21 protein-coding genes and 1 pseudogene are annotated in these 25,827 nt (G+C 68.8%); 8 read left to right on the top strand and 14 right to left on the bottom strand.

Translation table 11 applies throughout. From position 1 onward, the window contains the following. Positions 1 to 49: 49 nt before the first annotated feature. The 3 genes and pseudogenes from G3M62_RS25920 (at position 50) to G3M62_RS26735 (ending at position 2,476) form a co-directional block, all read left to right on the top strand. Positions 50 to 997, top strand: coding sequence for an aliphatic sulfonate ABC transporter substrate-binding protein (locus G3M62_RS25920; protein ID WP_165191693.1), 948 nt, complete (start codon positions 50 to 52; stop codon positions 995 to 997). Beyond that, on the top strand, positions 994 to 2,133 hold the full coding sequence (gene ssuD, locus G3M62_RS25925; protein WP_165191694.1) for an FMNH2-dependent alkanesulfonate monooxygenase: 1,140 nt from the start codon (positions 994 to 996) through the stop codon (positions 2,131 to 2,133). Before G3M62_RS25920 ends, ssuD begins: the two co-directional genes overlap by 4 nt. Continuing rightward, positions 2,134 to 2,476 (top strand): annotated as a pseudogene (locus G3M62_RS26735) (phosphoribosyl-ATP pyrophosphohydrolase). On the opposite strand, the gene G3M62_RS25930 reads toward G3M62_RS26735, so the two are convergent. Both G3M62_RS25930 and G3M62_RS25935 read right to left on the bottom strand, forming a co-directional pair. Next, a complete protein-coding gene (locus G3M62_RS25930) occupies positions 2,473 to 3,111 on the bottom strand; it encodes a glutathione S-transferase family protein (protein WP_165191695.1) in 639 nt (212 codons plus the stop codon). The pseudogene G3M62_RS26735 and the gene G3M62_RS25930 overlap by 4 nt on opposite strands. Before the next feature lie 46 nt (positions 3,112 to 3,157). Further along, the gene (locus G3M62_RS25935; protein ID WP_165191696.1) at positions 3,158 to 3,919 is read right to left on the bottom strand and encodes an ABC transporter ATP-binding protein; all 762 of its coding nucleotides are present in this window, start codon (positions 3,917 to 3,919) and stop codon (positions 3,158 to 3,160) included. A 359-nt stretch (positions 3,920 to 4,278) separates the two neighbouring features. On the opposite strand from G3M62_RS25935, the gene G3M62_RS25940 reads away from it, so the two are divergent. Continuing rightward, entirely contained in the window at positions 4,279 to 5,193 is a 915-nt protein-coding gene (locus G3M62_RS25940; RefSeq protein ID WP_205692029.1) for a fatty acid desaturase, read from the top strand. Then, positions 5,190 to 6,053, top strand: coding sequence for a phosphate/phosphite/phosphonate ABC transporter substrate-binding protein (locus G3M62_RS25945; protein WP_165191697.1), 864 nt, complete (start codon positions 5,190 to 5,192; stop codon positions 6,051 to 6,053). The genes G3M62_RS25940 and G3M62_RS25945 overlap by 4 nt, the downstream gene beginning before the upstream one ends. A gap of 205 nt (positions 6,054 to 6,258) precedes the next feature. Here the strand turns inward: G3M62_RS25945 and G3M62_RS25950 are convergent, their stop codons facing one another. The 12 genes from G3M62_RS25950 to G3M62_RS26005 form a co-directional block, all read right to left on the bottom strand. Next, the gene (locus G3M62_RS25950; RefSeq protein ID WP_165191698.1) at positions 6,259 to 7,209 is read right to left on the bottom strand and encodes an NAD(P)-dependent oxidoreductase; all 951 of its coding nucleotides are present in this window, start codon (positions 7,207 to 7,209) and stop codon (positions 6,259 to 6,261) included. Further along, positions 7,206 to 8,387 (bottom strand): acyl-CoA dehydrogenase family protein, encoded by a 1,182-nt coding sequence (locus G3M62_RS25955; protein WP_165191699.1) that lies wholly within the window; start codon positions 8,385 to 8,387, stop codon positions 7,206 to 7,208. Before G3M62_RS25955 ends, G3M62_RS25950 begins: the two co-directional genes overlap by 4 nt. 5 nt (positions 8,388 to 8,392) lie before the next feature. Next, positions 8,393 to 9,427: an ABC transporter substrate-binding protein gene (locus G3M62_RS25960; RefSeq protein ID WP_246263642.1), complete on the bottom strand. Its 1,035-nt coding sequence runs from the start codon at positions 9,425 to 9,427 to the stop codon at positions 8,393 to 8,395. Further along, positions 9,424 to 10,509 carry an alkene reductase gene (locus G3M62_RS25965; protein WP_165191700.1) on the bottom strand — a complete coding sequence of 362 codons (1,086 nt, stop codon included), beginning with the start codon at positions 10,507 to 10,509 and terminating at the stop codon, positions 9,424 to 9,426. Before G3M62_RS25965 ends, G3M62_RS25960 begins: the two co-directional genes overlap by 4 nt. Before the next feature lie 10 nt (positions 10,510 to 10,519). Beyond that, complete coding sequence (locus G3M62_RS25970) at positions 10,520 to 11,863, bottom strand: LLM class flavin-dependent oxidoreductase (RefSeq protein ID WP_165191701.1); 1,344 nt, start codon at positions 11,861 to 11,863, stop codon at positions 10,520 to 10,522. A gap of 174 nt (positions 11,864 to 12,037) precedes the next feature. Then, positions 12,038 to 12,796, bottom strand: a complete 759-nt coding sequence (locus tag G3M62_RS25975) for an SDR family NAD(P)-dependent oxidoreductase (RefSeq protein WP_165191702.1) — start codon at positions 12,794 to 12,796, stop codon at positions 12,038 to 12,040. 122 nt (positions 12,797 to 12,918) lie between these two features. Beyond that, on the bottom strand, positions 12,919 to 15,378 hold the full coding sequence (locus G3M62_RS25980) for a TonB-dependent receptor plug domain-containing protein (RefSeq protein ID WP_165191703.1): 2,460 nt from the start codon (positions 15,376 to 15,378) through the stop codon (positions 12,919 to 12,921). A 75-nt stretch (positions 15,379 to 15,453) separates the two neighbouring features. Then, positions 15,454 to 15,942, bottom strand: coding sequence for a RidA family protein (locus tag G3M62_RS25985; protein WP_165191704.1), 489 nt, complete (start codon positions 15,940 to 15,942; stop codon positions 15,454 to 15,456). Positions 15,943 to 15,955: 13 nt separating this feature from the next. Then, positions 15,956 to 17,506 carry a flavin monoamine oxidase family protein gene (locus G3M62_RS25990; RefSeq protein ID WP_246263643.1) on the bottom strand — a complete coding sequence of 517 codons (1,551 nt, stop codon included), beginning with the start codon at positions 17,504 to 17,506 and terminating at the stop codon, positions 15,956 to 15,958. Between the two features lie 420 nt (positions 17,507 to 17,926). After that, complete coding sequence (locus G3M62_RS25995; RefSeq protein ID WP_165191705.1) at positions 17,927 to 19,141, bottom strand: dipeptidase; 1,215 nt, start codon at positions 19,139 to 19,141, stop codon at positions 17,927 to 17,929. Positions 19,142 to 19,167: 26 nt separating this feature from the next. Next, positions 19,168 to 20,121, bottom strand: a complete 954-nt coding sequence (locus G3M62_RS26000) for an ABC transporter substrate-binding protein (RefSeq protein WP_165191706.1) — start codon at positions 20,119 to 20,121, stop codon at positions 19,168 to 19,170. A gap of 11 nt (positions 20,122 to 20,132) precedes the next feature. Continuing rightward, the gene (locus tag G3M62_RS26005) at positions 20,133 to 22,622 is read right to left on the bottom strand and encodes a TonB-dependent receptor plug domain-containing protein (RefSeq protein WP_165191707.1); all 2,490 of its coding nucleotides are present in this window, start codon (positions 22,620 to 22,622) and stop codon (positions 20,133 to 20,135) included. Positions 22,623 to 22,853: 231 nt separating this feature from the next. On the opposite strand from G3M62_RS26005, the gene G3M62_RS26010 reads away from it, so the two are divergent. The 3 genes from G3M62_RS26010 to G3M62_RS26020 all read left to right on the top strand — a co-directional run bounded on the left by G3M62_RS26010 (position 22,854) and on the right by G3M62_RS26020 (position 25,791). Next, positions 22,854 to 23,648 carry a class II aldolase/adducin family protein gene (locus G3M62_RS26010; RefSeq protein ID WP_165191708.1) on the top strand — a complete coding sequence of 265 codons (795 nt, stop codon included), beginning with the start codon at positions 22,854 to 22,856 and terminating at the stop codon, positions 23,646 to 23,648. A gap of 118 nt (positions 23,649 to 23,766) precedes the next feature. After that, the gene (locus G3M62_RS26015; protein WP_281360105.1) at positions 23,767 to 25,200 is read left to right on the top strand and encodes an MFS transporter; all 1,434 of its coding nucleotides are present in this window, start codon (positions 23,767 to 23,769) and stop codon (positions 25,198 to 25,200) included. A gap of 138 nt (positions 25,201 to 25,338) precedes the next feature. Next, positions 25,339 to 25,791, top strand: a complete 453-nt coding sequence (locus G3M62_RS26020; RefSeq protein WP_246263644.1) for a MarR family winged helix-turn-helix transcriptional regulator — start codon at positions 25,339 to 25,341, stop codon at positions 25,789 to 25,791. The last annotated feature ends 36 nt before the right edge of the window (positions 25,792 to 25,827 follow it).

Genomic DNA, 25,827 nt, shown 5'->3' on the forward strand with positions numbered 1-25,827 from the left:
GCGAAAGATCGCACGGGACAAGCCAGTCCATCGGGAAACGATCATAGCTATGCTGACACGTCGAACGGCGATGACCCTGGCCGCGGCCGGAGCCCTGAGCGCCTGCGGGCCTCACGGTCGGGCGGGCAAGAGCGCGCGCGTGCGGATCGGCTACCAGAAGAACGGCGTCCTGCTGCTGGCCAAGTCGCGTGGTCAGTTCGCCGCCGCCTTGCCCGGCGTCGACATCGAATGGTCCGAGTTCGTCTCGGGGCCGCCCTTGCTGGAGGCCCTGGCCGCCGGTGCGGTGGACCTGGGCGCGACGGGCGACGCTCCGCCGCTGTTCGCTCAGGCCGCCGGCGCGCCGCTGCGCTATGTGGCCGTCCAACCGCTGACCGGCCAGTCCGAGGCGATCCTGGTTCCCAAGGACTCGACCCTGACGGGGGCCGAGCAACTGCGCGGCAAGCTCGTGGCCTTCACCAAGGGTTCGTCCTCGCATCTGCTGGTGGTCAAGGCCCTGGCCAAGGCCGGCCTTTCCCTGGCCGACATCCAGCCGATCCATCTGAGTCCGGCCGACGCCTCGAGCGCGTTCGCCACCGGATCGCTCGACGCCTGGGCGACCTGGGATCCCTACCTGGCCCTGGCCCAGCGCGACCAGGCGGCCCGGGTGCTGATCGACGGCTCGGCGGTGGCGCGCAGCGACGCCTTCCTGTTGGCGTCGGCCCGTCTGGTCGAGGACGCGCCGGCGGTGTTGGCCCGTGTCCTGGACGCTTTGCGCGTCGAGGCCGCGTGGGGCGCGGCGCATCGCCCCGACTTGATCCGCATCGTCTCGCAGGCCAACGGCCTGCCGCCGGAGATTGTCGCGGCGGGTCTGCGGCGCGGAAGGCTGGCGGTCGAGCCGGTCACCGCCGAGGTCGTGGCCCGCCAGCAGGCCTCGGCCGACATCTTCGCGAAGCTCGGCGAGATCCCCAAAACCATCAAGGTGGCGGACGCGGCCTGGACCGGATGGACGCCCCGATGACCCAGGATCCTCTACGCCTCTTCTGGTTCCTGCCCACAGCGGGCGATGGACCCTATCTCGCCTCGCAGGAGGGCTGGCGACCGGCGGAGATCGGCTACATGCAGGCCATCGCCCAGGCCGCCGACCGCCTGGGTTTCGAGGGCGTTCTGCTGCCGACAGGCCCGTCATGCCTGGATGGCTGGACTCTGGCTTCGAGCCTGGCGCCGTTGACCCGCGACCTGAAGTTCCTGGTCGCCCTGCGGCCGGGCGTGATCGCGCCGGCCTATGCGGCGCGTCAGGCCGCGGCGCTGGACCGGGTGCTGGGCGGGCGGTTGCTGCTCAACATCGTCACCGGCGGCAATCCCGCCGAACTGGCTCAGGACGGGGTGCATCTGAGTCATGGCGAGCGCTACGCCCAGACCGACGAGTTCCTGACGATCTGGCGCGCGGTCGCGCGTGGGGAACCGATCGACTTCAAGGGCGCGCATTATGAGATGCGAAGCCCGGGCGGCCTGACCTTCCCGTCGCTGCAGTCGCCGTATCCGCCGCTCTATTTCGGCGGTTCCTCGGGGGCCGGCGTCGAGGTCGCCGCCCAGCACGTCGACCACTATCTGACCTGGGGCGAGCCCCCCGAGGCGGTGGCCGAGAAGTTCGCCCAGGTCCGCGCGGCCGCCGCGGCGCGGGGGCGCACGGTGCGCTTTGGTTTACGCCTCCACCTGATCGTCCGCGAGACGGAAGGCCAGGCCTGGGAGGCCGCCGAGCGGTTGATCAGCAAGGTCACCGACGAGGCCATCGAGGCCGCCCGCCGGCGTCACGCCAGGCGCTCGGAGTCCGAGGGCCAGCGCCGCATGAACGCGCTGCACGGCTTTCGGCGCGACGCCCTGGAGATCGCCCCCAATCTGTGGGCCGGCGTGGGCCTGATCCGCGAAGGGGCGGGCACGGCCCTGGTCGGTGATCCGCAAACCGTCGCCGCTCGCTTGCGCGAATACCAGGCGGTCGGCGTGGAGACGGTGATCGCTTCGGGTTATCCGCACCTGGAGGAGGCCTACAAGGTCTCCGAGCTGCTGTTTCCCGCTTTGGGCCTGGATCGCAAGCGCGAGTCGGTGGGGCTGGTCGGGCGGGATTTCGTCAAGGACCTCAGCGTGCGGGCCAGCTAGATGACCGACTTGAGCGATGGTCAGGCAAGGACAGGACCGCTCGAGGCCCTGGCCGCGCGGTTCGAAGCGGCCTCGAGCACCTATGCGGAAGCCACGACATTACCCGCGATCCGGATTGGTACGTATTGAAGATGCAAGAGGAGTTGGGCGAGCTCACCCAGGTCTGGAATCTGTTGACGGGCCGGGGGCGGCCGCGCGGTCGCTCGGTCCAGGACCTGCGTTCGGCCCTGGCCGACGAGGCCGCCGATCTTTTAGGCCACGTGCTGCTGTTCGCCCATCGCCACGACCTGGACCTGGCGGCGGCCGTGGCGCGCACAAGTGGCGCTTCGACATCGATCCCTAAGCGACGGCGAGCAGGCTTTCCTGGCGCAAGGCGCGCTTGACGGACGGGCGAGCGAGAGCCCCGGCGGCCTTGGCGCTCCAGGCGGGATAGGCGGCGGTGTCGATCTGTCGGCGCTCGGCCCAACGCCAGATCACCAGGGCGTAGGCGTCGACGGCGCTGAAGCTCTCGCCCAGCAGCCAGGGGCCGGGGCCTTGGGCCAGGCGTTCGATGTCGGCCAGGGTGCGGTGAAAGCGGGCCTCGCCGGGCGTGGCCAGGGCGGCCTTGACCTCGTCGTCGTCGGCGAAGCGCTCGGGTCGGGCGATCTGCGAGAAGGCCACGTGCACCGTGCTGGCGAACCAGCTCATCACCTCGTAGGCGTGGGCCAGCTTCAGCGGGTCGGCCAGGGGCAAGAGCTCGCTGTGCGGATAGGCGTGGGCCAGGTAGGTGAGGATGGCCAGCACCTCGGTGACCGGCTCGCCGTCCACGGCCAGGGTCGGCACTCGGCCGCGCGGGTTGACCTTCAGATAGGCCGGCTGGCGCTGCTCGCCGGCCGCCAGGTCGATGCGGTGGACGTCGTAGGCGACGCCCAGTTCCTCCAGGACGATCAGCGGCGCGAAGGCCGAGGAGCCGGGGGCGAAATAGAGCTTCAGGGACATCGGGGGCGTTCGAGGGGAATGGACGGGAAAAGCGCGCCGTGCGCCGCTAGTTGACGATCTCGCCCGTGGGGAAGGCGACCAACTCCCCGGGGCTGGGCGCGGGCGCGGCCTGGACGCCGAGCTTGCCCAGCAGGCGACGTCGAATGGCCTGGAAGGCGGTGTCGGACTGGCGCGGACGCGCGAGCGTGATCCGCTCCTCGACGGCGATCTTGCCCTTGTCCAGCACCAACACCCGGTCGGCCAGGGCGATGGCCTCGTCGACGTCGTGGGTGACCAGCAGCACGGCCGGCTTGTGCTCGCGCCACAGCGACAGCACCAGGTCGTGCATCTTCAGCCGGGTCAGGGCGTCCAGGGCCGCGAACGGCTCGTCCAGCAGCAGCAGGGCCGGTTCGCGGACCAGGGCGCGGGCCAGGGCTGTGCGCTGAGACTCGCCGCCGGACAGGGTGGCGGGCCAGGCGTCCAGACGGTGGCCCAGACCGACTTCCTTCAGCGCCGCCTCGGCGCGGGTCCGGACATCGTTTTCCCGATTGTCCTTCAGGCCGAGCGCCACGTTGCGCCAGACCTTCTTCCACGGCAGCAGGCGGGCGTCCTGGAACACCACGGCGCGCGCGGCGGGCGTGGTGACGTCCTGGCCGCCGATCGGGTCCAGGCCGGCCAGGGTGCGCAGCAGGGTGGTCTTGCCCGAGCCGCTGGCCCCCAGCAGGGCGACGAACTCGCCCGGCGCGATGGTCAGGTCCAGGCCGTCGATGACCACGTTGTCGCCGAACCGGCGGGTGAAGCCCCGCAGGCGGACGGTGGGGGAGCCCATCGAGGCGGGCTCAGCGGGGCGTCGCGTCGGGCCTGGCGCGCTTCGCGCCCTTGGAGCTGGGCGAAACGAGGGTTCCTGAACCGACAAGGGCTGATCCTTTGCGACACGCGGCGTTTGGCGTCTCGCCACATGGCCCCGCGTGCGCGCCGCGCTCAATGGATTAATCCTCAGCCCGCTTATGAGCGGTGCTGAACGGGCGTGGCGATCTGCGGCGCAGCGCCGCAAGACGTCAGTTTATCTCAATTCCTACCGATTTGATCTGAATTGCGCCAAGCTCTCGCGACCGTCTTGATCACGTCCGGGGCCAAGCGTGGATCAGGATCGGAAAACAGCTTTTGTCGGAGTCTAGCGTTGAGGCCGTGACCGCGAGGCGATCGGGTCCGGAGACGGTCGGCGGCGTGGAGTGGCCGACGGTCGGGCTGGCGGCGGTGATCTACGGTCTGTGGGCCGCGGCGACCTATTTTCATGATCGACTGCCCTGGCCCGTTCTGGTCGTGGTTGGGGGATGGGCGATCGCCTGGCATGGCTCGCTGCAGCACGAGATCATCCATGGGCACCCGACGCGGTCGCGGCGGCTGAACACCGCCTTGGGCTTTGCGCCCTTGTCCTTGTGGCTGCCCTTCGAAATCTATCGCCAGACCCACCAGGCCCACCACGCCACCGAACAGCTGACCGATCCGGCGCATGATCCGGAGACGCGCTACCTGCCGGCCTCGGCGTCCCGGCTTCGGCGCGCCGCCGCGGCCCTACAAGCCACTCTGCTGGGGCGACTGGTTCTGGGGCCGGCCATCGAGATCGGCGGCTTCTGGCTGGACGAGATCGGCCGGGTGGGGCGGTGCGAACCGGGACGGCTGGCGCTGTGGTTGGGGCACGGACTGGCCGTCGGGTTGATCGTCGCCTGGCTCTGGCGCGTCTGCCACATGCCGCTCTGGCTCTACGGACTGTGCTTCATCTATCCGGGCGCCGCCCTGTCGCTGCTGCGCTCCTTCGCCGAGCATCGGGCCGATCCCACGCCCCGGCGCAGGGTCGCCGTCGTCGAGCGCGCGCCGATCCTGGGTCTGCTGTTCTTGAACAACAACCTGCACGCCGCCCACCATGATCGGCCAGGCGCGCCGTGGCATAGCCTGCCGGCGTTCTACGCCAAGGATCGCGAGCGCCTGCTGCGCGCCAACGGCGGCTTGGTGTATGACGGCTATGGCGAGATCGTTCGGCGCTTCCTGTTCAGGCGGCACGACCGCGCCGTCTATCCCGCCAGCGATGGAGCGTCCGCATGACCGCTAAGGCGTCCAGGGCGAGGGCGGCTCCAGCGCGGACCGTGGCCTCGGTCCAGGGCAAGGCCGCGCTTTCGATGTACGACCTGCCCGAACTGCACGCGGCCAACGACGCCCTTTGGTCGGCGATCTCGACGAGGCTGCGCGCACGCGGGCTGACCGGCGCGCCCGATCAGTTGACGCGCGACGTCCCCGCTGAGGTTCTCTGGACCCACCCCGACCTGATCCTGGCCCAGACCTGCGGTCTGCCCTTGGCCACCCGGCTGGAAGGGCAGGTTCAGGTGGTGGCCACGCCGCGCTACCGCGCCCGGGGATGCGAGGGGATCGACTATCGAAGCGCCGTCGTCGTGCGCGTCGATCATCCGGCCAATTCGCTGGACGACCTGCGGGGCGGGCGCTGCGCGGTCAACGACCTGCACTCCAACAGCGGCATGAACCTGCTTCGGGCCGAGATCGCGCCGCTGGCCCGGGGCAGGGCGTTTTTCAGCTCGGTGGCGATCACCGGCGGCCACCTGGCCAGCGCCATGGCCGTGGCCCGCGACGACGCCGATCTGGCGGCGATCGACTGCGTGACGTTCGCCCACCTGCAGCGTTGGCGGCCGCAGCTCGCCAAGGCGCTGCGGGTCCTGAACTGGACGGTGCGCAGTCCCGGCCTGCCGCTGATCACCAGCCTGGCGACGAGCCCAAGCCAGCTGGCGTCGCTTCGCGAGGTCCTTGCCGAGGCGGCGGTCGATCCGATGTTGCGGGAAGTCCGCGACCTGCTGCTGCTGGAGGGGTTCAGCGTCGCGCCCGCGGAGCACTATCGCGCCGTCCTTCGCCTGGCCGACATCGCTCGCGGTCTGGGCTATCCGCACCTGGCCTGAGGCCCTGAGCTGTTCTCGCGTTCCTTGATGTCATCCTTGCCGCGAGCGCTCGACGAGCTTTCCGCACCGTCCGACCATGCTGGTCGGTAGGGACGAGACTCAACCTTCAGGGGCGACCGGCGGCGGCAGCGTCTTGATCATCGGGAAACTGGGCTTGCCGTCAAAGGAGGTCGTCGGTCGACGTGTCGTCCACACCACGGCTGGCCTAATACCCGGCGATAGGATCGACGCGATCGAGCAGATCCTCGCCGCGCGCGAAGCGCCCTAGATTGTCGCCGACCTTCTCCAGAAAGACGTGCCGCACGAGGGTGTGATTGGAGGCGACGTGCGGGGTCAACCGCACCTTGGGATGGTTCCAGAGCGGATGGCCGGCGGGCAGGGGCTCGGGCTCGGTGACGTCCAGGGTCGCAAACCCCAAGCCGCCGGCGTCGAGAACGTCGATCAGGGCCCGGTGGTCGAGCACCGAGCCGCGGCCGACGTTGATCAGGTGCGCTCCGGGCTTCGCTTTGGCCAGGACCGCCGCGTCGATCAGGTTCCGGGTCTGGGCGGTGCCGGGCAAGGCGAGGACCAGGTGATCAGCGCTGGCGACAACCTCTTCCAGCGTGTCGAGCAGATGGACCTCCGACACCGCGCTGGGCGGATGACGTTGGCGGCGAACCGCGGTGACGCGCGCCCCGAGCGCCAGGGCCCGGCGGGCGACCGCCTGGCCGATCGCGCCAAATCCCACCAGACCGACCGTGGTCCCGGCCACGCGGCCGAGCGGAACATTGACCCATTGATCGGGCGACCTGGCGCGAACCGCATCCAGGTCCTTGGAGCGCAGATAGATCGCCGCGATCACATAGTCGGCGATCTCCTCGGACGCCACGCCGCGACCGCAGGTGACGAGCGGGGCTTCCAACAGCCAGGACGGATAGAAGTCGACACCGGCAGAGGCGCTGTAGACCCACTTGAGCCGGCCGGGCCAACCGGGCGGCCGCGGCAGATCCCTGGCGCCCCGCCAGGCGGGACTGGGCCGGGTGATCAGCACGTCGGCGTCGGCCGCCGTGCTCCACGGATCGGCTTCGGGCGCGGCGATCAGGGTCGGCGCGGAGGGATGGCGTTGAAGCTCCGCGTTGAAGCCGTCCTCCATCTGACTGGCGATGACGAGGCTCATGCGAAAACTCCGAGGCCGGCGCGGCCGGCGGCGACCAGGATGGTGTCGTTCTGCGGTGAATGGATCCGGCTGCACAGCACGTCGCGATAGTGCCGCTCCAGCGGGTTCTTGCGGCTGACGCCGGGATTGCCGGTCAGCTCCAGGCCGATCTCGACGGCGCGGATGGCGTTGCCGGTGGCGACGAACTTGATGAGGTTGGTCTGCACGGCGCTCAGGCTTTGGCCGGCGTCAGCCCGCGCGGCGGCGTCGCCGATCAGGGTGGCGTTGACCTGCAGCAGGGCCTCGATCTCGCCGAACTTCTCCTGGGTGCGGGGCAGGGTGGCCAGCGACGCGCCCAGATTGCTGGGGACGCGGTCGTTGAGCCAGGCGGCCAGCCAGTCGCGCGCGGCGCGGGCGACGCCGTCGTAGATCGTCGAGATCGCCAAGGCGTTCCAGGCTCCCTGAACGTTGTCGCCGAGCTTTGGCGCCCAGTCGGCCGGGGCGCGCACATCGACGGCGTGGTCGGCGGGAACGGGCGTGTCTTCGAACGCCACCTCGTGGCTGACGGTGGCGCGCATGCCCAGGTGATCCCAGGCCGGCAGGATGGTGATCCCGGGGCTGTCGGCGGCGACCAGGAAGTTGCCGACCCGGGGCGTCTCCTCGTCGGTCCTGGCCCAGACGGAGAACCAGTCCAGGCCCGTCGAGCCCGTCGAATAGATCTTGGTTCCGCTGATCGACCAGCCGTCGGCGGTGCGCCGGGCGATGGTCTTGGGCAGGCCGCCGCGCACCGGGGTGCCCAGCTCGGGTTCGACCCGCAGGCCGCCGATCAGCCCGCCGCCCGCTGCGGCCTGCCTGGCCAGGCGGCCGTAGATGTGGGCGGGCCAGGCGCGGCCACGATCAGGTTGAGCGTGGTGGGCATAGGTCATGAACAGGATCAGGGCCGTCGACGGCTCGCCCTTGGCGACCGCGCCCAGGACCCGCAAGGCCTCGGTCAGGCCTGCGCCGCCGCCGCCGTGCTCGGGCGCGACGGTAAGGCCGATCAGGCCCTCTTGCGCCAGGATATCGAAATTGGCGCGCGGGAACTCGGCGCTGCGGTCATAGGCCTCGGCGGTCTGAGCCAGGCGCCGGGTCAGGTCCTCGAGGCGGTCCGGATCAATTGGCGTGGCCGCGCGAGCGGCGGGCGCGAGGGCGACGGACATGGCGGTTACGCCTTTCGTTCGAGGATGGCGTTGAAGCGGTCGTCCCACAGAGGACGCACATCGACGGCCCTGGGGATCAGACCGGCGCCGGCGAAGACGTCGGCGACTTCCTGCTGCGAGGCGATCGCCGCCGCATCGACCGGGCGCAGCTCGTAGCTGGCGCTCTTGCGCGCAAACTGGTCACGGACATAGGCCAGCGGCACGCCGATCTCCTGGGCGATCGCGGCCGTCCATTCGTCCTGGTGGCCGGCGGCCCAGGCGTAGCCCTGGCGGGTGATCTGCAGGTATCGACCGATCAACTCGGACTTCTTCGTATCGGCCAGGGCGTCGACATGGGCCGAGACGATGTAATTGCCTGACAGGAAGCCGAGCGCCGTCTTGAGGATGCGCGCGCCCTGGGTCGCCAAGGCCCGCTGGATGGGAAAGCCGTAGATGGCCCAGGCGTCCAGAGCTCCGCTGGAAAAGGCCGCCGCGCCGTCCGCCACGCCCATGGCCACCGGGGTGATGTCCTTCCAGTCCAGACCCACCGAGCGCAGCATGCGGATCAGGAAATATTGTGAGGTCGTGGCCCGCACATAGCCGATGCGCTTGTCCTTCAGATCCGCCAGGGTCTGGATTTGCGAGCCCTTGGGCACGAGCACGACCTGGTTGTTGACGTCGCCGTGCAGTACGGCGATCTGCCGGAAGCTCTGTGTCGTGGAGGCCGCGGCGAACACCGGTGGGATCTCGCTCATGCCGCCGTAGTCCAGGGCCCGGCTGTTGAGCGCCTCGATGACCAGATGGCCGGATTCGAAGTGGGCGAAGTTGACCTTGAAGCCCGGGGTGGTGATGCCCGCCAGACGCTGAAGCAGCTCCTGATCGCCCTCGCCCCTACCGGTGACCGACACCCTCAGCACGGGCTCGGCGGCCTGTTCATGCCGGCCGCAACCGCTCAGGAGGAGTCCGCCGCCCAAGGCGAGGCCTCCGCCCAGCAGGAAGCGGCGGTTCCAGTTCGGCTCCGGCTCGCCCAAGGCCCAGGCTTGTCGCTCCAGGTCGGTCACGACACCGTCTCCACCGCCGAGGTGAGCACGGGGTAGTCGACATAGCCGGCCGCGCCGCCGCTGTAGAAGGTCGAAGGGTCAGGCGCGTTCCAGGGCGCATCGCGCCGCAACCGCTCGACGAGGTCGGGATTGGCGATGAATCCAGCCCCGAAGGCGACGAGGTCGGCGCGATCCTCGGTCAGCGCGGCCTGGGCCGAGGCGCGATCGAAGCCGCCGCAGACGATCAAGGGCGCGGCGAAGGCGGCGCGCGCGGTCGGGGCCATCCGCTCGGCCGGCGCGGTGGCGGCCGGCTCGACCAAATGCAGATAGGCCAAATCGCGCGCGGCCAGACGTTCGGCGACATGGCGGGTCAGGAGTCTGGGCGCGGCGTCCCGCGTGCCGTCAGGATGAGGATGGGGCGAAAGACGAACGCCGACGCGATTGGAGGGCCAGTGAGCGGTTGTCGCTTCGACGATCTCAAGCAGGAAGCGGGCGCGCCCCTCGACGCTGCCGCCATAATGGTCGTGACGCTGGTTGGCGCCGTCGCGTAGGAACTGATCGATCAGATAGCCATTGGCCGCGTGAATCTCGACGCCATCGAAGCCCGCTCGGCGGGCGTTGGCGGCGGCCGCGCCGAAGGCCTCGACAGTGCGCGCGATCTCGTCAAGCTCCAGGACGCGCGGCACGGGAAAGGGTTTGGGGCCCTGGGGCGTGGCGAATTCGGCGCGCGCGGCGATCGCGGAGGGGCCGCCTGGCCAGCTCCCCGTGGGCAGCAAGGCGGGGTCGGCCTTGCGCCCCAGGTGAAAAAGCTGCTGAAAGATGCGTCCGCCGGCCTCGTGCACGGCGTCCGCCACTTTGCGCCAAGCGGCCACCTGTCCTTCGGTATGGATCGCCGTGCCGCCTCGCCGACTGACGCTGTCGGCCGAGACGTGAGTGGCCTCGGAGATGATCAGGCCCGCGCTGGCCCGTTGGACATAATATTGCGCCACCAGGGCGGTGGGCTCGCGCGAGGCGGGCTCTCCGCGCGCCCGGCCCAGCGGCGCCATGACAATGCGGTTGGGCAGGACCAGCCCGCCCAGCGTGAGGGGTTCGAACAGCGGCATCGACCGGAGCCTATTCGGCGGCGATCTTGTCGGGACCGGCGGCCCAGCGATGCTCGGGGACGGGCAGGCCCAGGTGGCCGCGCAGGGTGTCGTGCTCGTACTCGGTGCGGAACAGGCCCTTGGCTTGCAACAGCGGCACGACCTTGTCCCGGAACTGGGCGAAGACGCCGGGCTTGTCGACGCGCAGGATAAAGCCGTCGACGGCGCGGCCGACGAACCAACGCTCGATCTCGTCGGCGATCGTCTGGGGCGAACCGACGAAGTCCGAACGCCAGCGCCCGAACCGCTCGGCGGTCTGGCGCAGCGTCAGTTGCTCTTCCTGGGCGATCCGGACGATGCGCTCGGCGCGGCCCTTGTAGCTGTTGAGGCTGAGATTGCTGACGTCCGGGAACGGCCCGTCGATCGGGTACTTGCGGAAGTCGTGGTAGTTGAAGGCCCGGCCCAGCTCGACGAGCGACTTTTCGATCTCGCGGCTGCCGGCTTGGGCCTCGGCGATCGCCTGGGCCTCTTCGTCGGTGTCGGCGATGATCGGCGCCAGGCCGGGCAGGACGCTGATATGATCGGGATCGCGGCCCAGGGCGGCGGCGCGGGCCTTCAGGTCGGCATAGTATTCGACGGCTTCGTCAAAGGTGTCGACGCCGGCGAACACGCCCTCGGCGATCCTGGCGCCCAGGTCACGGCCCGGACCGCTGACCCCGGCCTGGAAGATCACCGGCTGGCCTTGCGGCGAACGCGACAGGGCCAGCGGCCCGGCGACCGAGAAGAACTTTCCCTTGTGGTTCAGGGCGTGCTGCTTGGTCTTGTCGAGGAACACGCCGGCGGCCTTGTCGCGCGGGAAGGCGTCGTCCTCGTAGCTGTCCCACAGGCCCTGGACCACGTCGACGAACTCGCCGGCCCGCTCGTAGCGTTCGCCGTGCTCGAAGTGCTCGTCGCGGCCATAGTTCTTGGAGGCGCCTTCCAGGCCCGTGGTCACCACGTTCCAGCCGGCGCGGCCCTTGCTGATATGGTCCAGCGAACCGAACTGGCGGGCCACATTGTAGGGCTCCCAGTAGGAGGTGGTCAGGGTGCCGACCAGGCCGATCTTCGACGTCGAGACCGCCACGGCCGACAGCAGGGTCAGCGGCTCCAGGCGATTGAGGAAGTGGGGCGCGGTGTCGGGGGTGATGAACGGGCTGTCGACGATGAACACCAGGTCGAACTTGGCCGCCTCGGCCAGGCGGGCGTTGTCGATGTACCAGTTGATGTCGATGCTGGCGTCGCCGGCCAGGGCGGGGTCGCGCCAGCTGGTATGATCCATGCCGACGCCGCCCAGGATGGCGCCGAGCTTCAGTTGCCGGGTGGGTTGCTGCGTCATGTCGAGGTCCTCGGATGGAGGCTCGACGCTACGGCGCGCGCGAGGCGACCGATAACGAGCAGTGCTGAACTGAAGGTTTTGAGATGTTCAAGGCGGCGAGGAAAACCCCAGTCATTACAGGCGGCGCGGGGTTTTCTCTTGCCGTTGAAAGGAAAATTGCGGGCTGGCGACTGGTCAATAGTTGATGACCTTTGGCGTGCCGCCGCCGGCGGCGATGGTCTCGCCGTTGATCGCCCCGCTGAGCGGCGAGGCCAGGACGGCGACCAGCCAGGCGATCTCCGAGGCGTCGACGATGCGGCCGATGGTGTTGCCCGCCGCGATCTTCGCCTCGGCCTCGGGCGTGGTCTTCTCGGTGCGCGTGCCGCACGGATGGATGACATTGGCGGTGACGCCGTGGGGACCCAGTTCGTCGGCGAGGTTCTTGGTCAGGGCCGAGACGGCGACGTTGCGGATCGAGGCGACGTAGTGGCCGGTGCCGCGCGCCGCCAGCCCGCCGATGTTGATGATCCGACCCCAGCCGCCGGCGACCAGATGCGGCGCCAGAGCCTGGGCGGTGCGCAGATAGCCGGCGACCTTGATGTTGACGTCGTCGAGCACCGCCGCGCCGGAAGCCTGGGCGATGGTCGCGGCGGGCGCGGCGCCGCCGGGCGTGGCGGCGTTGTTGACCAGGATGTCGATCCCGCCCAGTTCATAGATCGCCTGCTCGACCAGGGCCCGGACCGAGGCGTCGTCGCCGGTGTCGGCGACTAGCGGCACGATGCGCCGTCCCGTGGCGTCGGCCAGCTCCAGGGCGGTGAGGGTCAGGGCGTCGAGGCTTCGCGCGGCGATGGCGACGTCGACGCCCTCGTTGGCCAAGGCCAGGGCGATGGCCTTGCCGATGCCTCGGCTGGCCCCGGTGACGAGGGCGCGTTTGCCGGTCAGTTGCAGGTCCATGGCGGTGTCTCCGGTTCGAAGCGATGAAGAAAAAACGAGGCGGCCCCTCGCGCGACAAGGGACCGCCTCTGCGTCGGCCTGGGAAAGGGGAGCCAACCCGGCCGACGCGTTCGAAGGCGCGGCTAGAAGCTGTAGGTCAGCCGGCCATAGTAGTAGCCGCCGTTGATCCCGAAGGCGGAGAAGCTGGGATAAAGCGCCACGCCCGGATTGCCCGCGGCGATCGAGGCGGCGGTCCCGGCCTTGTTGAGCCCGTCGGGATAGACGTCGAACAGGTTGTTGGCGCCCAAGGCCCCGCGCAGGGACGGGGTGATCTTGTAGGCCAGCTCCAGGTCGGTGATCAGGTGGGTCTTGATCTTGTCCTTGAAGTACGAGCCGTTGACGTTGGTGTAGCTCCAGGCCGGGCCATAGACCGTATTGACCAGGTTCACCGTCCACTTGCCGCTGGAATAGAGGCTGGTCAGATTGACCTTGTAGCGCGGCGCGGCGTGCTCGAGGTTGGCGATGGCCGTCTGGTCGAAGAGAGCCGACCCGGCCAGGCCAGCCGGCGGCGCGGCGATCCGGGTGACCTTGGTGGTGTTGATGTTGGCGCCCAGCGTCCAGTCGATCTTGCCGTGGTCGCCCAGATCCGTCCACGTCGAGGCCAGGAACTCCACGCCCCGGGTGCGGGTGTCCAGGCCGTTGGTGAACAGGTTGATGCCGGTGGTGCCGACGCTGGGATCGAGCACGTTGCCGTTGGCGGCGATGGCGTTGGTGATCGCGGCGTTGACGACCGCGCCGCCGATCTTGCCGTAGAGCGCGCCGCTGCCGACGATGCGATTGTCGATCTTGATCTGGTAGGCATCGATCGTCAGCGTCACCCGGTCGATGGGCTCGGCGACGATCCCGATGCTAAGGTTCTTGGACTTTTCAGGCTTGAGGCCGTTGAGGCCCAGGAGCCGCGCGCCGGCCGAGTTGGGGGCCAGTTGGACGAAGGCCGTGGTCGGCGAGACGTTGGTGGCTGAATAGTTGAGCTCGGCCAGGGTCGGAGCGCGGAAGCCCGTGCTGGCCGTGCCGCGCAGGGCGAAGGCCGGGGTGAAGTCGTAGCGGCCGGTCAGCTTGACGATGTCGGTCGAGCCAAAATCACTGAAGTGCTCGTGGCGGCCGGCCAGGTCCAGCTGGAGGTTCTCGATCGGCGAGGCGGCCAGGTCGACATAGGCCGCCCAGCTGTCGCGCTCGTGCTTGCCCGCATCGGTCAGGGCGAAGCCCGGATAGGACTGAGACCCCGACTTGTAGCGCGAGGCCGGGTCGCCCGCCTTGATCTCGTAGCTCTCGTCGCGCTGCTCCAGGCCGAACGCGACGTTGAGCGGCGTGGCCCAACCGACCGTGAACTCACGGCTGACATCCAGGTTGTTGGTCCATTGGGTGGAGATGAAATCGCCGGCGTGGAACTGGGTCGGGGTGGCGCCCGTGTCGGCGAACAGTTGCAGGTTGGCCGAGTTGCGCACCCTGATCTCGTGGTCGTCCTTGCCGTAGGTCGAGGAGAGATCGAAAGCCCAGCCGCCGAAGGCCTGGCCCTTGACCCCGCCGGTCAGGGCCAGGTCCTTCTCAAGGGTCTCCAGGCGCGGGCTGAAGCCGGCCGGATAGACCGTGGGGATGCGGTTGGGCAGGCGATAGTTCTCGTAGGCGGTGGCCTTCTTCTGGCCGTAGGTGCCGAAGCTGTAGATCTCCAGGTTTTCGCTGGGCTTCAGGCCCGCCGAGAACGCGCCGACGTTGAGCTGAACCCGTGCGTCGCCGGCGATCTTGTTGGCGTAGGGATAGTCCTGGATGATCGTCGGCCAGGTCGGGTTGGCCGCCACGACCGAGCTTGCGTTGATCCGCGCGTCCGGCGCGCTGCGCAGGCTGAAGTCATGGAAGCGGTTCTCGAAGGTCAGGTTGACGTAAGCGTTGTCGGCGGGCGCGAAGCCGATATTGGCCGACAGGCTGGAGGTCTCGCCGTCGCGCTCGTAGTAGGAGCCGCCGGTGGCCGAGATCTCGCCGCCGTGGTTGTCATCCTTGAGGATGATGTTGATGACCCCGGCGATGGCGTCGGTGCCGTATTGGGCGGCCGCGCCGTCAGTCAGCACCTCGACGCGCGAGATGCCCGCCACCGGGATGAAGTTGAGGTCGGCCGCCGCCGAGCCCTGATAGGCGCCGGCCAGGACGGCGAGGTTGGCGGTGGTGTGGCGGCGCTTGCCGTTGATCAGCACCAGGGTCTGGTTGGCGCTGGTGCCGCGCAGGCGGGCCGACAGGGTCAGGTTGGCCGCGTCGCCGCCGAAGGCCTGGGCCGTGAACGACGGGGCCAGGTTGCTGAGCGCCAGGCGCAGGTCCGACTGGCCGGTGCGGGTCAGGGCGCCGCTGTCGACCACCTGGACGGGCGCGGCGCTGTCGACGGCCCGCACGCCGGTCTGGCGGGTGCCGGTGACGATCACCGCGTCGATGGTGGTGGCGTCGGCGGCGGGCGCGTCGACCGCCGAGGCGGATGCGGCGTCGGCTGCTTGGGCTTGAGCCGCCAAAAGCGCGGCCGAAAGGGCGAGCGCCGAGGCGCCCCAAAGCTTACTGGTCATCGTCTATCCCCCGGTTGGTTTTGTGGTTGGTGGATGCGTGTTCGGCCTTGGGAGCGGCCCCGCCACGCCCGCGGATCAGGGCGCGCGGGCGGCGACGACTTCGATCTCGACCAGGGCGCCCGGGGCGACCAGGCCGGCGACCTTGACGGTGCTGCGGGCGGGCTTGTTGGGTTGCTCGGTCGTGCCGAAGCGCTGGGTCCAGGCGGCGTTGAGGCCGGAAAAATCGATCTCGCCGCCCTTGGCCGGATCGCCGACCAGGAAGACCGTGGCCTTGACGACATCGGCCAGGGTCAGGTTCTCGGCCTTCAGGGTGGCTTCCAGCTTGTCGAGCACCGAGCGGGTCTGGGTTTCGGTCGTGCCGGGCGCGGCTCTGTCGGCGATGGTCGGCAGGGCGCCGCTGAGGAACACCAGGGTGGAGCCGGGCGGGGCGGTGACGGCCGGCGAGATGGCGATCGGGCCGGCGGACGGCGCGCGCTTGATGTCGGCGGCGTGGGCGGCGGCGTGACCGCCGATAAGGCCAAGGCTGGAGACCAGGGCGGCGGCGAGCGTGGTGCGGCGGGTCATGACAAGTCTCCGGTCAGTGGGGGGCGGCGAGGCGGTCGGCGCGGACGCGGTCGGCGATCAGGCCGACGGTGCGGCGGGCGGCGGCGACGCCGCCTTCCTGCCAGCTGGGCAGTTGGGAGAGGTGCGCGCCGCTGAGGAACACGCGGCCCTGGGGTCTATTGAGCAGGGCGTAGGCGGCCGGGTCGTTGCCGTCGGCCTCCCAGTGGATCCAGGGGCCCAGGTTGAAGGCCTGGCGGTTCCAGTCGATGACCAACGGCGCGGCCAGGTCCTTGCCGTGGCCGGGATGGAGCTTGTCGACGGCGGCGCGCGACAGGGCGATCTGCTCGTCGAAACTGCGCGCCTGGAAGGCGCGGGCGGCCCCCATGACCGTATAGGCGCCGACCAGCAGGCCGCGCGGCTGGTTGAAGCCGGCGCTGGGGTACCAGACCAAGGTGGTCTCGCCGCCGACGAACGACAGGCCGCCATAGATCTGCTGGTCTTCCCAGAAGCGCGGGGCGTCGAAGGCGACCTTGCTGGCGTTGTCGTACCTCGCGCCGGCGATCGCGGTCTTCACCTGGGCGGGCAGGTCGCTGGCGATCTTGACCAGGATCGGCAGGGGGAGGGTGACGACCAGGTAGTCGGCGGTCAGCTTGCGGGCCGCGCCGGTGCGGCGGTCGCGGACCGCCACCTCGGCGGCCTTGTCGGTTTGGCGCAGGGCCGTGACCTCCGCGCCCAGGATCGGCGGGGTCTTCAGCGCCTTGGCCAGGGCCTTGGGGATGGCGTCCATGCCGCCGGTCGGCTCCAGCATGGTGGCCTGCATGAGGATGTTGTCCTCGAACAGGGCGTAGGGCAGGGCCTCGTCGGCCAGCAGGTCGCGCAGCGGCAGGGGCGGACGGGCCACGCCCTTCTGGTCGGCGGCGCCGGGATAGGTGAGATAGCCGGAGCGCTCGGAGCCCTTGTAGGCGCCGCCGGCGTCCAGATCGCCGTAGGTCTTCAGGAAGCTCAGCAAGGCCTGGCGGTCGTCGGCGGTCAGGTCCTGATCCAGGGCGCCGCCGCGCGTCGCCTTGGCCAGCAGCTCCGAGAGGCCGCCGCGCAGGTCGTTGACCGCCTGACGCTGCTGGATGGGCTTGCCGCCGAACGCCTTGTCCGATTGCAGCAGGCTGGAGCGGCTGGAATTGACCTCGACCTCCAGCGGCACGTCCAGGGCCTTGGCGTAGGACAGCACGCCCTGATGATGGCTGGGCAGGCGGGCGGGGCCGGCGTTGAAATAGAGGCCCTTGGAAAAGCCCGCCGTCTGGGTGGGGCGATCGAGGGTCTCGACGGTGTCGCCGCCGCGGATTGTCCAATTGCGCCCGCCGACCCGCTCGCGGGCCTCGACGACGGTCACCGAGAAGCCGGCGCGTTCCAGTTCGTAGGCGGTCACCAGGCCGGCGACGCCGGCGCCCAGGACCAGGACCGAACGTCCCTGGCCTAGATCGCGCGGCGGCGGCGCGAAGTCCTTGGCGAAGGCGGTGGAGGTCAGGCCCAGGCCCTGCAAGGCCGCGTAGCCGGCGGAGAAACCGCCCAGCGCGAAGGCGCGCGACACGAACAAGCGACGACTGATGCCCAAAGCCACTGACCCCCACGATCAAGGCGCTCCCGAGAAAGCGGCCGCCGCGTGAGCGGCGGCCAGTTGGACGCGGAAGGTCGCCAGAAAACTCGAAGGCCCGGATCGCTCGAGGCCTTGCGAGGCCTCATTGCTGCGGTGCGATAGCGGACATGGATACGTAGAAAAACTAAACAGGAGTCGCCCGGAATCTGGACGATTTTGCCAGCTTGTCAAATTTATCGCGCTTAGTGATTGAATATAAAGGCGTATTGATTTTTATTTCAGGCTAAAATTGAGTCAAAATGGACGAATGAATATTGTTAAAGTCCACTATTTTTGGACGATAATTGACTTGTATAAATGGTAATATTGAGAATTTGCAATATCAATCTTCTCCATTTTGCGGTGCTTATGCCTTTAACGTCTGGCCTCGGCCTCCACCGCCTTGAAGACGCGCAGGTAGTTGCCGCCCCACAGCTTGTCGATGTCGGCTTCGCTGTAGCCGCGCGCGACCAGTTCGGCGGTGACGCCGGCGGCCTCGCCCTCATTGGCCCAGCCGACCACGCCGCCGCCGTGATTGAAGTCGGACGACAGGCCGACATGGTCGATTCCGATGCGTTTGACCGCGTAGTCGACGGAATCGACCAGGTCCTTGACCGTGGCCTTGGGCAGCAGGGCGTTGACGGCATGGACATAGTCCAGGCGATGCTCCGGCGTCAGGACGTCGGCCCCGTCCGAGGTCTTGGCGTAGACGGCGGGCAGACCGTACCGGACACGAAGCGCGGCGACCTTGGCCGGGAAATCCGGCCCGGGATTGACCAGGTAGGGTCCGAAGGCGACGACCTGGACGACGCCGCCGTTGGCCTTGATGGCGTCGAGCTCGGCGTCCGACAGGTTGCGCGGTGCGTCGACCACGCCCTTGACCCCCGAATGGCTGGCCACCACCGGCGCCCGGCTGAGCTTCAGGGTCTCGAAGACGCCGTCCGGCGTCAGTTGCGAGACGTCGATGATGACGCCCAGGTCGTTGAGCTTGGCGACCGCCGCCTTGCCCAAGGGCGAAAGCCCGCCCCATTCGACCTTGGGCTCGCCGCTGGGCCTGGAGGAGTCGGCATAGGCGTTGTTGCCCGCATGGACGAAGCCGAAGCTGCGCACGCCGGCGCGGTAGTAGGCGTCGATCGGCTCAAGGCTTTCCCCGAACGGATAGGCGTTGAGGAAGCCGACGATGATCGCGTGCTTGCCGGCCCTGGCGGCGGCGATCACGTCGTCGGACGACCTGGCCAGCACCGTGCGGTCCGGGTAGCGCTGGGCGATGGCGGTGATCGCCGCCAGCTTGGCGTCGGCGTCCTGGCGGGCCTTGGCGTAGCCTTCCGGCGTGCGCGGGCCTTGGGGCACGAAGACGGCAAGAACCGCCACGTCGACCTGGCCGCGCTCCAGCTTGGGCAGGTCGATCTGGCCGTCGCCGTCCACGCCGAAATCCTTGCCGCCGACGCCCAGATCCTGCGGAACGTCCACATGGCTGTCGAGCACCAAGGCGCGCTGATGAATGGCCGCGGGGTCGGGCTGGGCGGCCAAGGCGGCGGGGCTGGCCAGGGCGATGAGGGCCGCCGAGGCCAGCAGAAAGAGCTTGGTCATGATGTCCTCCGTGGGCGGATGTCGTGCTACGCCGGGAACAGCGAGGTGTCGGCCAGGGCGGCGGCGTTGACGCTCCTGGGCAGCAGGCCGGCCTGGAAGAAGGTGTCGGCCACGGTTTGGAGCTTGGCGATCGCGACCGGGGTGACGGGCGTCAGGATCGGATTTTCGCGCTCGACCAGCAGCTTGGCCGCGCCCAAAGGCGCGCCGGTGACCTTGGTGAAGACGGCGGCGTACGCGTCCTTGTGGCTGTTGGCCCAGGCGTTGGCGGCCGCGAACTGCGCCAGCGCGTCGGCGATGGCCTTGCGCTTGACCGGCGAGGCCAGGGCCCGGGTCGAGGCGGTGATGAAGCCAAGGCCGGTGTTGATGCCCACGCCGTCACGCAGCACCCGCGCGCCGCGATACTCCGCCAGGGCCTGGTAGAGGCCGAAGGTCGCCCAGACCTCGATCTTCCGGGCGTCGAACGCGGCCTGGGCCTCGCCGGGCAGCAGGAAGCCGATCGTCACATCGGAGAGCTTCAGGCCAGCCTCCTTGAGGGCGCCGAGCAGCAGGTAGTGAGCGACGCTGCCGCGCGCCGAGGAGACGATGACGTTGCGCCCCTTCAGGTCATGCACGGTCTTGATCGGCGAGTCCGGGTGGACCAGCAGGGCCACGCCCTTGCCCGAGGACTGGCTGGCCGCGACCAGCTTGATCGGCACGCCGGCGGCGGCCGCCGCCAGCACCGGGGTGTCGCCGGCCGGGGCGGTGTCGACGGCGCCGGCCATCACCGCCTCGAACAGCGGCGCGGCGCCGGCGAAATTAGCCCAGCGGAACGCATAGGGCCGGTCCTTCAGCAGGCCCGCGGCCTCGACCTTGGCGCGGGTCAGGTTGGCCTGGTCGCCCAGGACCAGGACCTCGTCGGGCGTCCGGCCGCCGCAGGCCGAGAGCAGGGCGCCGGCCAGGCCCGCGCCGAGCACGCCGCGACGGGAGAGGTGGTCGATCATCGGATCTCCGATCAGAAGCTGTAGCTGAGACGGCTGTAGTAGAAGCCGCCCTGGGGGCTGAACGGCGCGCTGCCGTAGAGGGCGCTGCCGGCGCTGTCGGGGATGGCGTTGGGGCTGGGGCGCACGTCGAGAAGGTTCTCCGCGCCCACCGTCAGCTTCAGCTTCGGCGTGAGGTCGGCGCTGAGCGCTAGGTCAGTGATCCACTTGGCGCCGAACCAGCGGTCTCCGGTCGGCAGGTCGGCAATGGTCGCCACCTTGCCGTAGCGGGTGATGCGCAGGGTCACGCTGAACGGGCCGCGGCTCCAGTCGGCCCCCAGGGCCAGCTTGGTCTTGGGGAAGGCGTCGGTGAGATTGCCCTGGGCGCTGCGCGAGAAGCGCACCAGGTTGCCGCCGGCGTTGGGGCCGAGATTGGCCAACTCGGAGGGATTGGCGGCGATGTCGGTGATCTTGGTCTTGTTCCAGGCAAAGCCCAGGGTCCAGCGGACGGAGCCGAGATCGGCCAGGGACTGGCGGTAGTCGGCCACGACATCCAGGCCGCGGGTGCGGGTGTCGATGGCGTTGGTGTAGTACTGGACCCACTGATTGCCGTCGAAGCCTTGCGAGACCAGCAGGGCGCTGACCGCCGGACCATAGAGGGAGCTGGTCTTGGTGATCCGGTCCTTGATGGCGATCTGGTAGGCGTCGGCGGTCAGGGTCACGGGGCCCTGAGTGAAGGTGAAGCCCAGGCTGTAGTTGACCGACTTCTCCGGCTTCAGCGGTTCGGAGCCCAGGGCCAGGGCCAGGGGAGAATTGACCCGCGCCACCTTGACCTTGGTGGTGACCGGCGTGCCGTCGCTGGCCGCCTGCACCCGGTTGTCGGTCTGCGAATAGATCAGCTGCGGCAGGGACGGGGCCCGGAAGCCGTTGCTGATCGTGCCGCGAAACGCGAAGGCGGGGGTGAAGTCGTAGCGCGCCGTCAGCTTGCCGCTGAGAGTGTCGCCGGCGCTGTCGTCATAGTGCTCGGCCCGGCCGGCCGCGCCGAGGAACAGCTTGTCGGAGACGTCCAGGCTGGTTTCGACATAGGCCGCCACGCTGTCGCGATTGACCTTGCCGGCGTCCTCGGGCGAGGCGGTGGTCACCGCCTGGGCGCCGATCGAGGCGTACTGTCCCGCCAGCGGGCCGGTGGAAAAGCGATAGCCGCCGTTGGCGGTGGCGGCCAGCTCACCAGCCTCGATCTCGTACTCCTCGAAGCGGTGCTCGGCGCCGAAGGAGACCTGCAGCGGCGCGCGCAATCCTAAGTCCACCGCGCGGGTCAGGTCGAGGTTGTTGGTCCACTGGGTGAAGCGGTTGACGTAGAGCTTGTCGAAGCTGGTTGGTCCGGTCGGGCCCAAGGAAGGATTGAGCGTCAGGTCGCTGGAGCCCTTCACGCGGTCGCGCGAGAAGGCGGTGCTGAGGTCGTAGTCCCAACCGGCCACGGTTCCGCGTCCGCCGAGCACGACCTGGTAGTCGGTCTCGTCGATGTTGAGGATCGGGAAGAAGCCGTCCGGGAAGATCGAGGGGATGTCGTTGACGGTGTTGGGGCGGCGCAGGAAATTGTACATCGCCGCCTGACGCACGCTGGCCGTGGCCTGGGCGTAGGCCGTGACCTCGCCCAGCGGCAGCTGCGCGTTCAGCGCGGCGTTGGCGGCGTTGAGCTTGGGGTTGCCGTTGAGTTGGCCGACATGGTCCCAGCCGGCTTCGCGCGGATCGGGCGCGCCGCCGGGCAGGGGGAAATAGAGGGTCCCGGTGGCCGGGTTGTTCCAGGTGGCGCGCTGCTGGCTGCGGGCGTCCAGGCTGAGGTGGACGAAGCCGCCATTGGTCCCCAGTGCGAAGCCGTGGTCGATCCCGATCTTGCCGACCGCGCCGTCGCCGGCGTAGAGCCCGCCCAGGCTGACATAGGCTCCGCCGCCGCTGGCCGAACTCTTGAGGACGACGTTGATCACCCCGGCGATGGCGTCGGAGCCGTATTGCGCCGCCGCGCCGTCCTTGAGGACCTCGATGTGGTCCACGGCGCTGATGGCGATCAGGTCCAGATCGACGGGATTGGCGCCGCTGTTGTCCTGGGCCGAGGAGCTGAGCATGGCGCTGTTGTGGCGGCGCTTGCCGTTGACCAGCACCAGGGTGTAGGCGCCGCTGAGGCCTCGGTTGGTCAGGGGGCGGAAGATGGTGTTGTGCGCCACGCCTGTCACCGTCGAATAGGTGAACGAGGGCAGGAGCTGGGCCAGCGCCTCCTTGAGGTCCGCGCGGCCGGTCTCGGCCAACTGCTTGCCGCTGATGATGTCGATGGGCGCGGGACTGTCGGCCACCGTCCGCTGCGCGCCGCGCACGCCCAGGGTGACGACCAGGCTCTCGACCTCGGTGGCGTCGCCTGGAGCCGCCGCGACGGCGGCGGGCGAGGCGGGCTCCGCGGCCTGGGCGTGGGCGACGAGCGCCAAGCTCGAGGCGGCGGCCAGCAGGGTCAAATTCAAACGTTCGGCGAGCATGCAAATCCCCCGGGTAAACAGGCGGCGGATTTGCTGGGCATTTCAGACTTGAGCAAAGAGAGAATAAGCGAGATCTGAAATAGGTATTCTACAATCAAGCGTTGAAAATATACTTCATTATATGGGCTAATTTCGGTAGTTTAACTCAACAAATAAGATCATTGACGATTGCTCGTTTGGTGCGGGGGTAGGGCGTTGCGCTAGATGCGGCTTCCAGCAGTGGAGGCTCATATGGCGGACGGTTTCATTCCCGGTGTCGAACCCATCCGGCACAAGGTCAGCGACGACGAATGGCGCGTGCGCGTCGATCTGGCCGCGCTCTATCGTCTGGCGGCGCTGGAGGGGTGGGACGACCTGATCTTCACCCACGTCTCGGCGCGCGTGCCGGGACCCGAGCACCACTTTCTGATCAACCCCTACGGCCTGCGGTTCGGGGAGGTCACCGCCTCCAGCCTGGTCAAGATCGACCTGGACGGCAATCTGGTCGAGCCCAGCGCCTACGGCATCAACTATGCCGGCTTCGTCATCCATTCGGCGATCCACGCGGCGCGCGAGGACGCCCACTACGTCATCCACTTCCACACCGACGACGGCATCGCGGTCTCGTCGCAGAAGGAGGGGCTGCTGCCGCTGAACCAGCGCTCGCTGGGCGTCATCCCGCGGCTGGCCTATCACGACTACGAAGGCGTGGCCCTGCATCTGGACGAGCGCGAGCGGCTGGTGGCGGACCTGGGCGACAAGACGCTGCTCCTGCTGCGCAACCACGGCACCCTGGCCCTGGGCGCCTCGCCCGGCGCGGCGTGGCTCGGCATCTATCAGTTGGAGAAGGCCTGCACCGCGCAGATCCGCGCCCTCAGCGGCGGCCGCGACGGCGTGCTGATCGCGCCCCAGGCGGCCCAGGAGGAGGTGGCCCGATTGGTCGCCGGACAGGGGCGCGGCACGAGCGATCGGGCCAGCACCGCCGACCTGGCCTGGGCCGCGCTGCTTCGCCGCGTCGACCAGGAGTCGCCCGGCTACGATCGCTAGGGAGCCCGGCGCGCGGCGCGAGCCGCGCCTCTCGTCGCCGTCATGAAGCCGATAGCGCCCCGCGCCTGTCCGCCAGGCCGCTGGGTTCGTCCTGCGGCCGCGTTCATTCCGAGACCCCGTGTTCTTGCCCCGTCTTGTCGAGCGATCCCCGGCGCCAGCCTACCTGATCCCATTGGTCATCGGCTTGGGCCTTTTGATGCAAGGCCTGGAAGGGACGGCGATCGCCACGGCCTTGCCAACCATGGCCCGAGCCTTGGGCGAGAGTCCGGTTCGGCTCAATCTGGCGATCAGCGCGTACATGCTCAGCGTGGCGGTGTGCATCCCCGTCAGCGGCTGGATGGCCAATCGATTTGGCGCGCGCAACGTGTTCTGCGCCGCCATGGCCCTCTTCGCCCTGTCTTCGACGCTGTGCGGCCTGTCGAGCAGTTTGCCTCAACTCATCGCCGCGCGGATTCTGCAAGGCGTCGCCGGCGCGCTGATGACGCCCGTGGGGCGGGTTGTCCTTCTACGCGCCACGCCCCGCGAGCAGATCGTCCAGGCCATGTCGATCCTCACCGTGCCGGCGGTTCTGGGGCCGATCATCGGACCATTGGTCGGCGGGCTGATCGTCGAGGCGGCGTCATGGCGATGGATCTTCTTTCTGAGCGCGCCCGTGGGCTTGGCCGGGGTGATCGCCGCCATCCTGATCATTCCAGACCTAGGCGGCGAGCCGGCCGGCCCTTTGGACTTGAGAGGCCTGGCCATGGCCGGCGGCGGCGTGGCCGCGCTGGTGTCGGCCTTGGGCGAGGTGGGCCAATCCAACTGGCCGCCCTGCGCCATCGTCGGCGGGGTGACGCTTGGAGCCCTGTCGCTGCTGGCCTACGCCAGCCATGCTCGGCGCGCGCGCGCGCCCGTTCTGGACCTGTCGCTGCTGCGGTCGCCCCCCATGCAGGTCGCCATACTCGGCGGGGGGATCTGGCGGGTGGCCATGGGCGCCTCGCCGCTTTTGCTCGTGTTGCTGTTGCAGGTCGGCTTTGGGTTGCCGCCTCTGAAGTCCGCCGTGATCTCGTTCGCCGGCGCGATGGGCGCTCTGCTGATGAAGGGGCCGGCGACCCTGCTGCTGCGACGATACGGGTTTCGGCGCGTCCTGATCGTCAATGGCGTGCTGACCAGCGTTCTGTTGGGCGGCATCGGCCTGTTTCAAGCGTCAACGCCGCACGCGATGATTTTCGGATTGCTGTTGATCGGCGGCTTTCTTCGCTCTCTGCAGTTCACCGCTCTGGGGACGCTTTGCTATGCCGATGTTCCCGACACGGCGTTGGGCGGCGCAAGCGCGCTGGCCAGCACGACCCAGGAACTCGCTCAAAGCCTGGGCGTGGCCGCGGCGGCGGTGACCTTGCAGAGCCTGCTGGTGCTGCGCCATGGCGAGGCGTTGTCGGGGCAGGATATCTCGATCAGTTTCTTCGTCATGGGCGGCCTGTCGTTGCTGGCGTTGCCGCTCTTTGGTCGACTGCCCGCGGGCGCGGGCGACGTTTTGAGCGGACGATCTGGCGTGGCGATCGTCAAGGTCTAGGCGCGGACGGCGGGCAGAGGTCCTGGGTGAAAGTCTAGACCTAGGCCTCGTCTCTATGCGTCTTTCGGCGGTCCGCGGCGACAGGGATGGATCGATCGAACACTATACGAGCCCGATAATCGCGTGCGATAGACACGCATGAACACTGAAATCCGCGAACTCCACATCGCGATGATGGATCTGGTGGGCTTGGCCAACGGCCCCCAGGCCGACGTGGCGCTGATCCGCGAAGCGGGTCTTTCCCTGGATCGCGCTCTTTTTCCGCTGCTCAGCCGGATCGAGCGGAAGGGGCCCATCGGGGTGGTGGAGTTGGCCGATCTGTCGGGGCGCGATCACTCCGTGGTCAGCCGTCAGGTCGCCAAGCTCGAAAGCCTGGGTCTTGTGGACCGTCGGCCCGGCGTTCCGGACCGCCGCGTGCGCGAAGCGGTCATCACCGACAAGGGCCGGAGCGTCATTGAAGCGCTGGACGCGGCGCGTGCGCGTCTGGTGGGTCCCATGCTCGAAACCTGGACCCCGGAGGATCGACAGAGCCTGATCCGCCTTCTTCGCCGCTTCGTCGACGAAGCGGCCGCCGGCCTCAAGTCGTCCTAGCCCCTGTGCGCCGAGAACGGCGCTGGGCGGTCCGGC

This window comes from Caulobacter soli (genome assembly GCF_011045195.1).
Lineage (GTDB): Bacteria > Pseudomonadota > Alphaproteobacteria > Caulobacterales > Caulobacteraceae > Caulobacter > Caulobacter soli.

Bases quoted from the DNA above. Each gene is read 5' to 3' on its own strand.
- G3M62_RS25920 (WP_165191693.1), top strand. From the start codon at position 50: ATGCTGACACGTCGAACGGCGATGACCCTGGCCGCGGCCGGAGCCCTG.
- ssuD (WP_165191694.1), top strand. From the start codon at position 994: ATGACCCAGGATCCTCTACGCCTCTTCTGGTTCCTGCCCACAGCGGGC.
- G3M62_RS25930 (WP_165191695.1), bottom strand. From the start codon at position 3,111: ATGTCCCTGAAGCTCTATTTCGCCCCCGGCTCCTCGGCCTTCGCGCCG.
- G3M62_RS25935 (WP_165191696.1), bottom strand. From the start codon at position 3,919: ATGGGCTCCCCCACCGTCCGCCTGCGGGGCTTCACCCGCCGGTTCGGC.
- G3M62_RS25945 (WP_165191697.1), top strand. From the start codon at position 5,190: ATGACCGCTAAGGCGTCCAGGGCGAGGGCGGCTCCAGCGCGGACCGTG.
- G3M62_RS25950 (WP_165191698.1), bottom strand. From the start codon at position 7,209: ATGAGCCTCGTCATCGCCAGTCAGATGGAGGACGGCTTCAACGCGGAG.
- G3M62_RS25955 (WP_165191699.1), bottom strand. From the start codon at position 8,387: ATGTCCGTCGCCCTCGCGCCCGCCGCTCGCGCGGCCACGCCAATTGAT.
- G3M62_RS25965 (WP_165191700.1), bottom strand. From the start codon at position 10,509: ATGCCGCTGTTCGAACCCCTCACGCTGGGCGGGCTGGTCCTGCCCAAC.
- G3M62_RS25970 (WP_165191701.1), bottom strand. From the start codon at position 11,863: ATGACGCAGCAACCCACCCGGCAACTGAAGCTCGGCGCCATCCTGGGC.
- G3M62_RS25975 (WP_165191702.1), bottom strand. From the start codon at position 12,796: ATGGACCTGCAACTGACCGGCAAACGCGCCCTCGTCACCGGGGCCAGC.
- G3M62_RS25980 (WP_165191703.1), bottom strand. From the start codon at position 15,378: ATGACCAGTAAGCTTTGGGGCGCCTCGGCGCTCGCCCTTTCGGCCGCG.
- G3M62_RS25985 (WP_165191704.1), bottom strand. From the start codon at position 15,942: ATGACCCGCCGCACCACGCTCGCCGCCGCCCTGGTCTCCAGCCTTGGC.
- G3M62_RS25995 (WP_165191705.1), bottom strand. From the start codon at position 19,141: ATGACCAAGCTCTTTCTGCTGGCCTCGGCGGCCCTCATCGCCCTGGCC.
- G3M62_RS26000 (WP_165191706.1), bottom strand. From the start codon at position 20,121: ATGATCGACCACCTCTCCCGTCGCGGCGTGCTCGGCGCGGGCCTGGCC.
- G3M62_RS26005 (WP_165191707.1), bottom strand. From the start codon at position 22,622: ATGCTCGCCGAACGTTTGAATTTGACCCTGCTGGCCGCCGCCTCGAGC.
- G3M62_RS26010 (WP_165191708.1), top strand. From the start codon at position 22,854: ATGGCGGACGGTTTCATTCCCGGTGTCGAACCCATCCGGCACAAGGTC.
- G3M62_RS26020 (WP_246263644.1), top strand. From the start codon at position 25,339: ATGAACACTGAAATCCGCGAACTCCACATCGCGATGATGGATCTGGTG.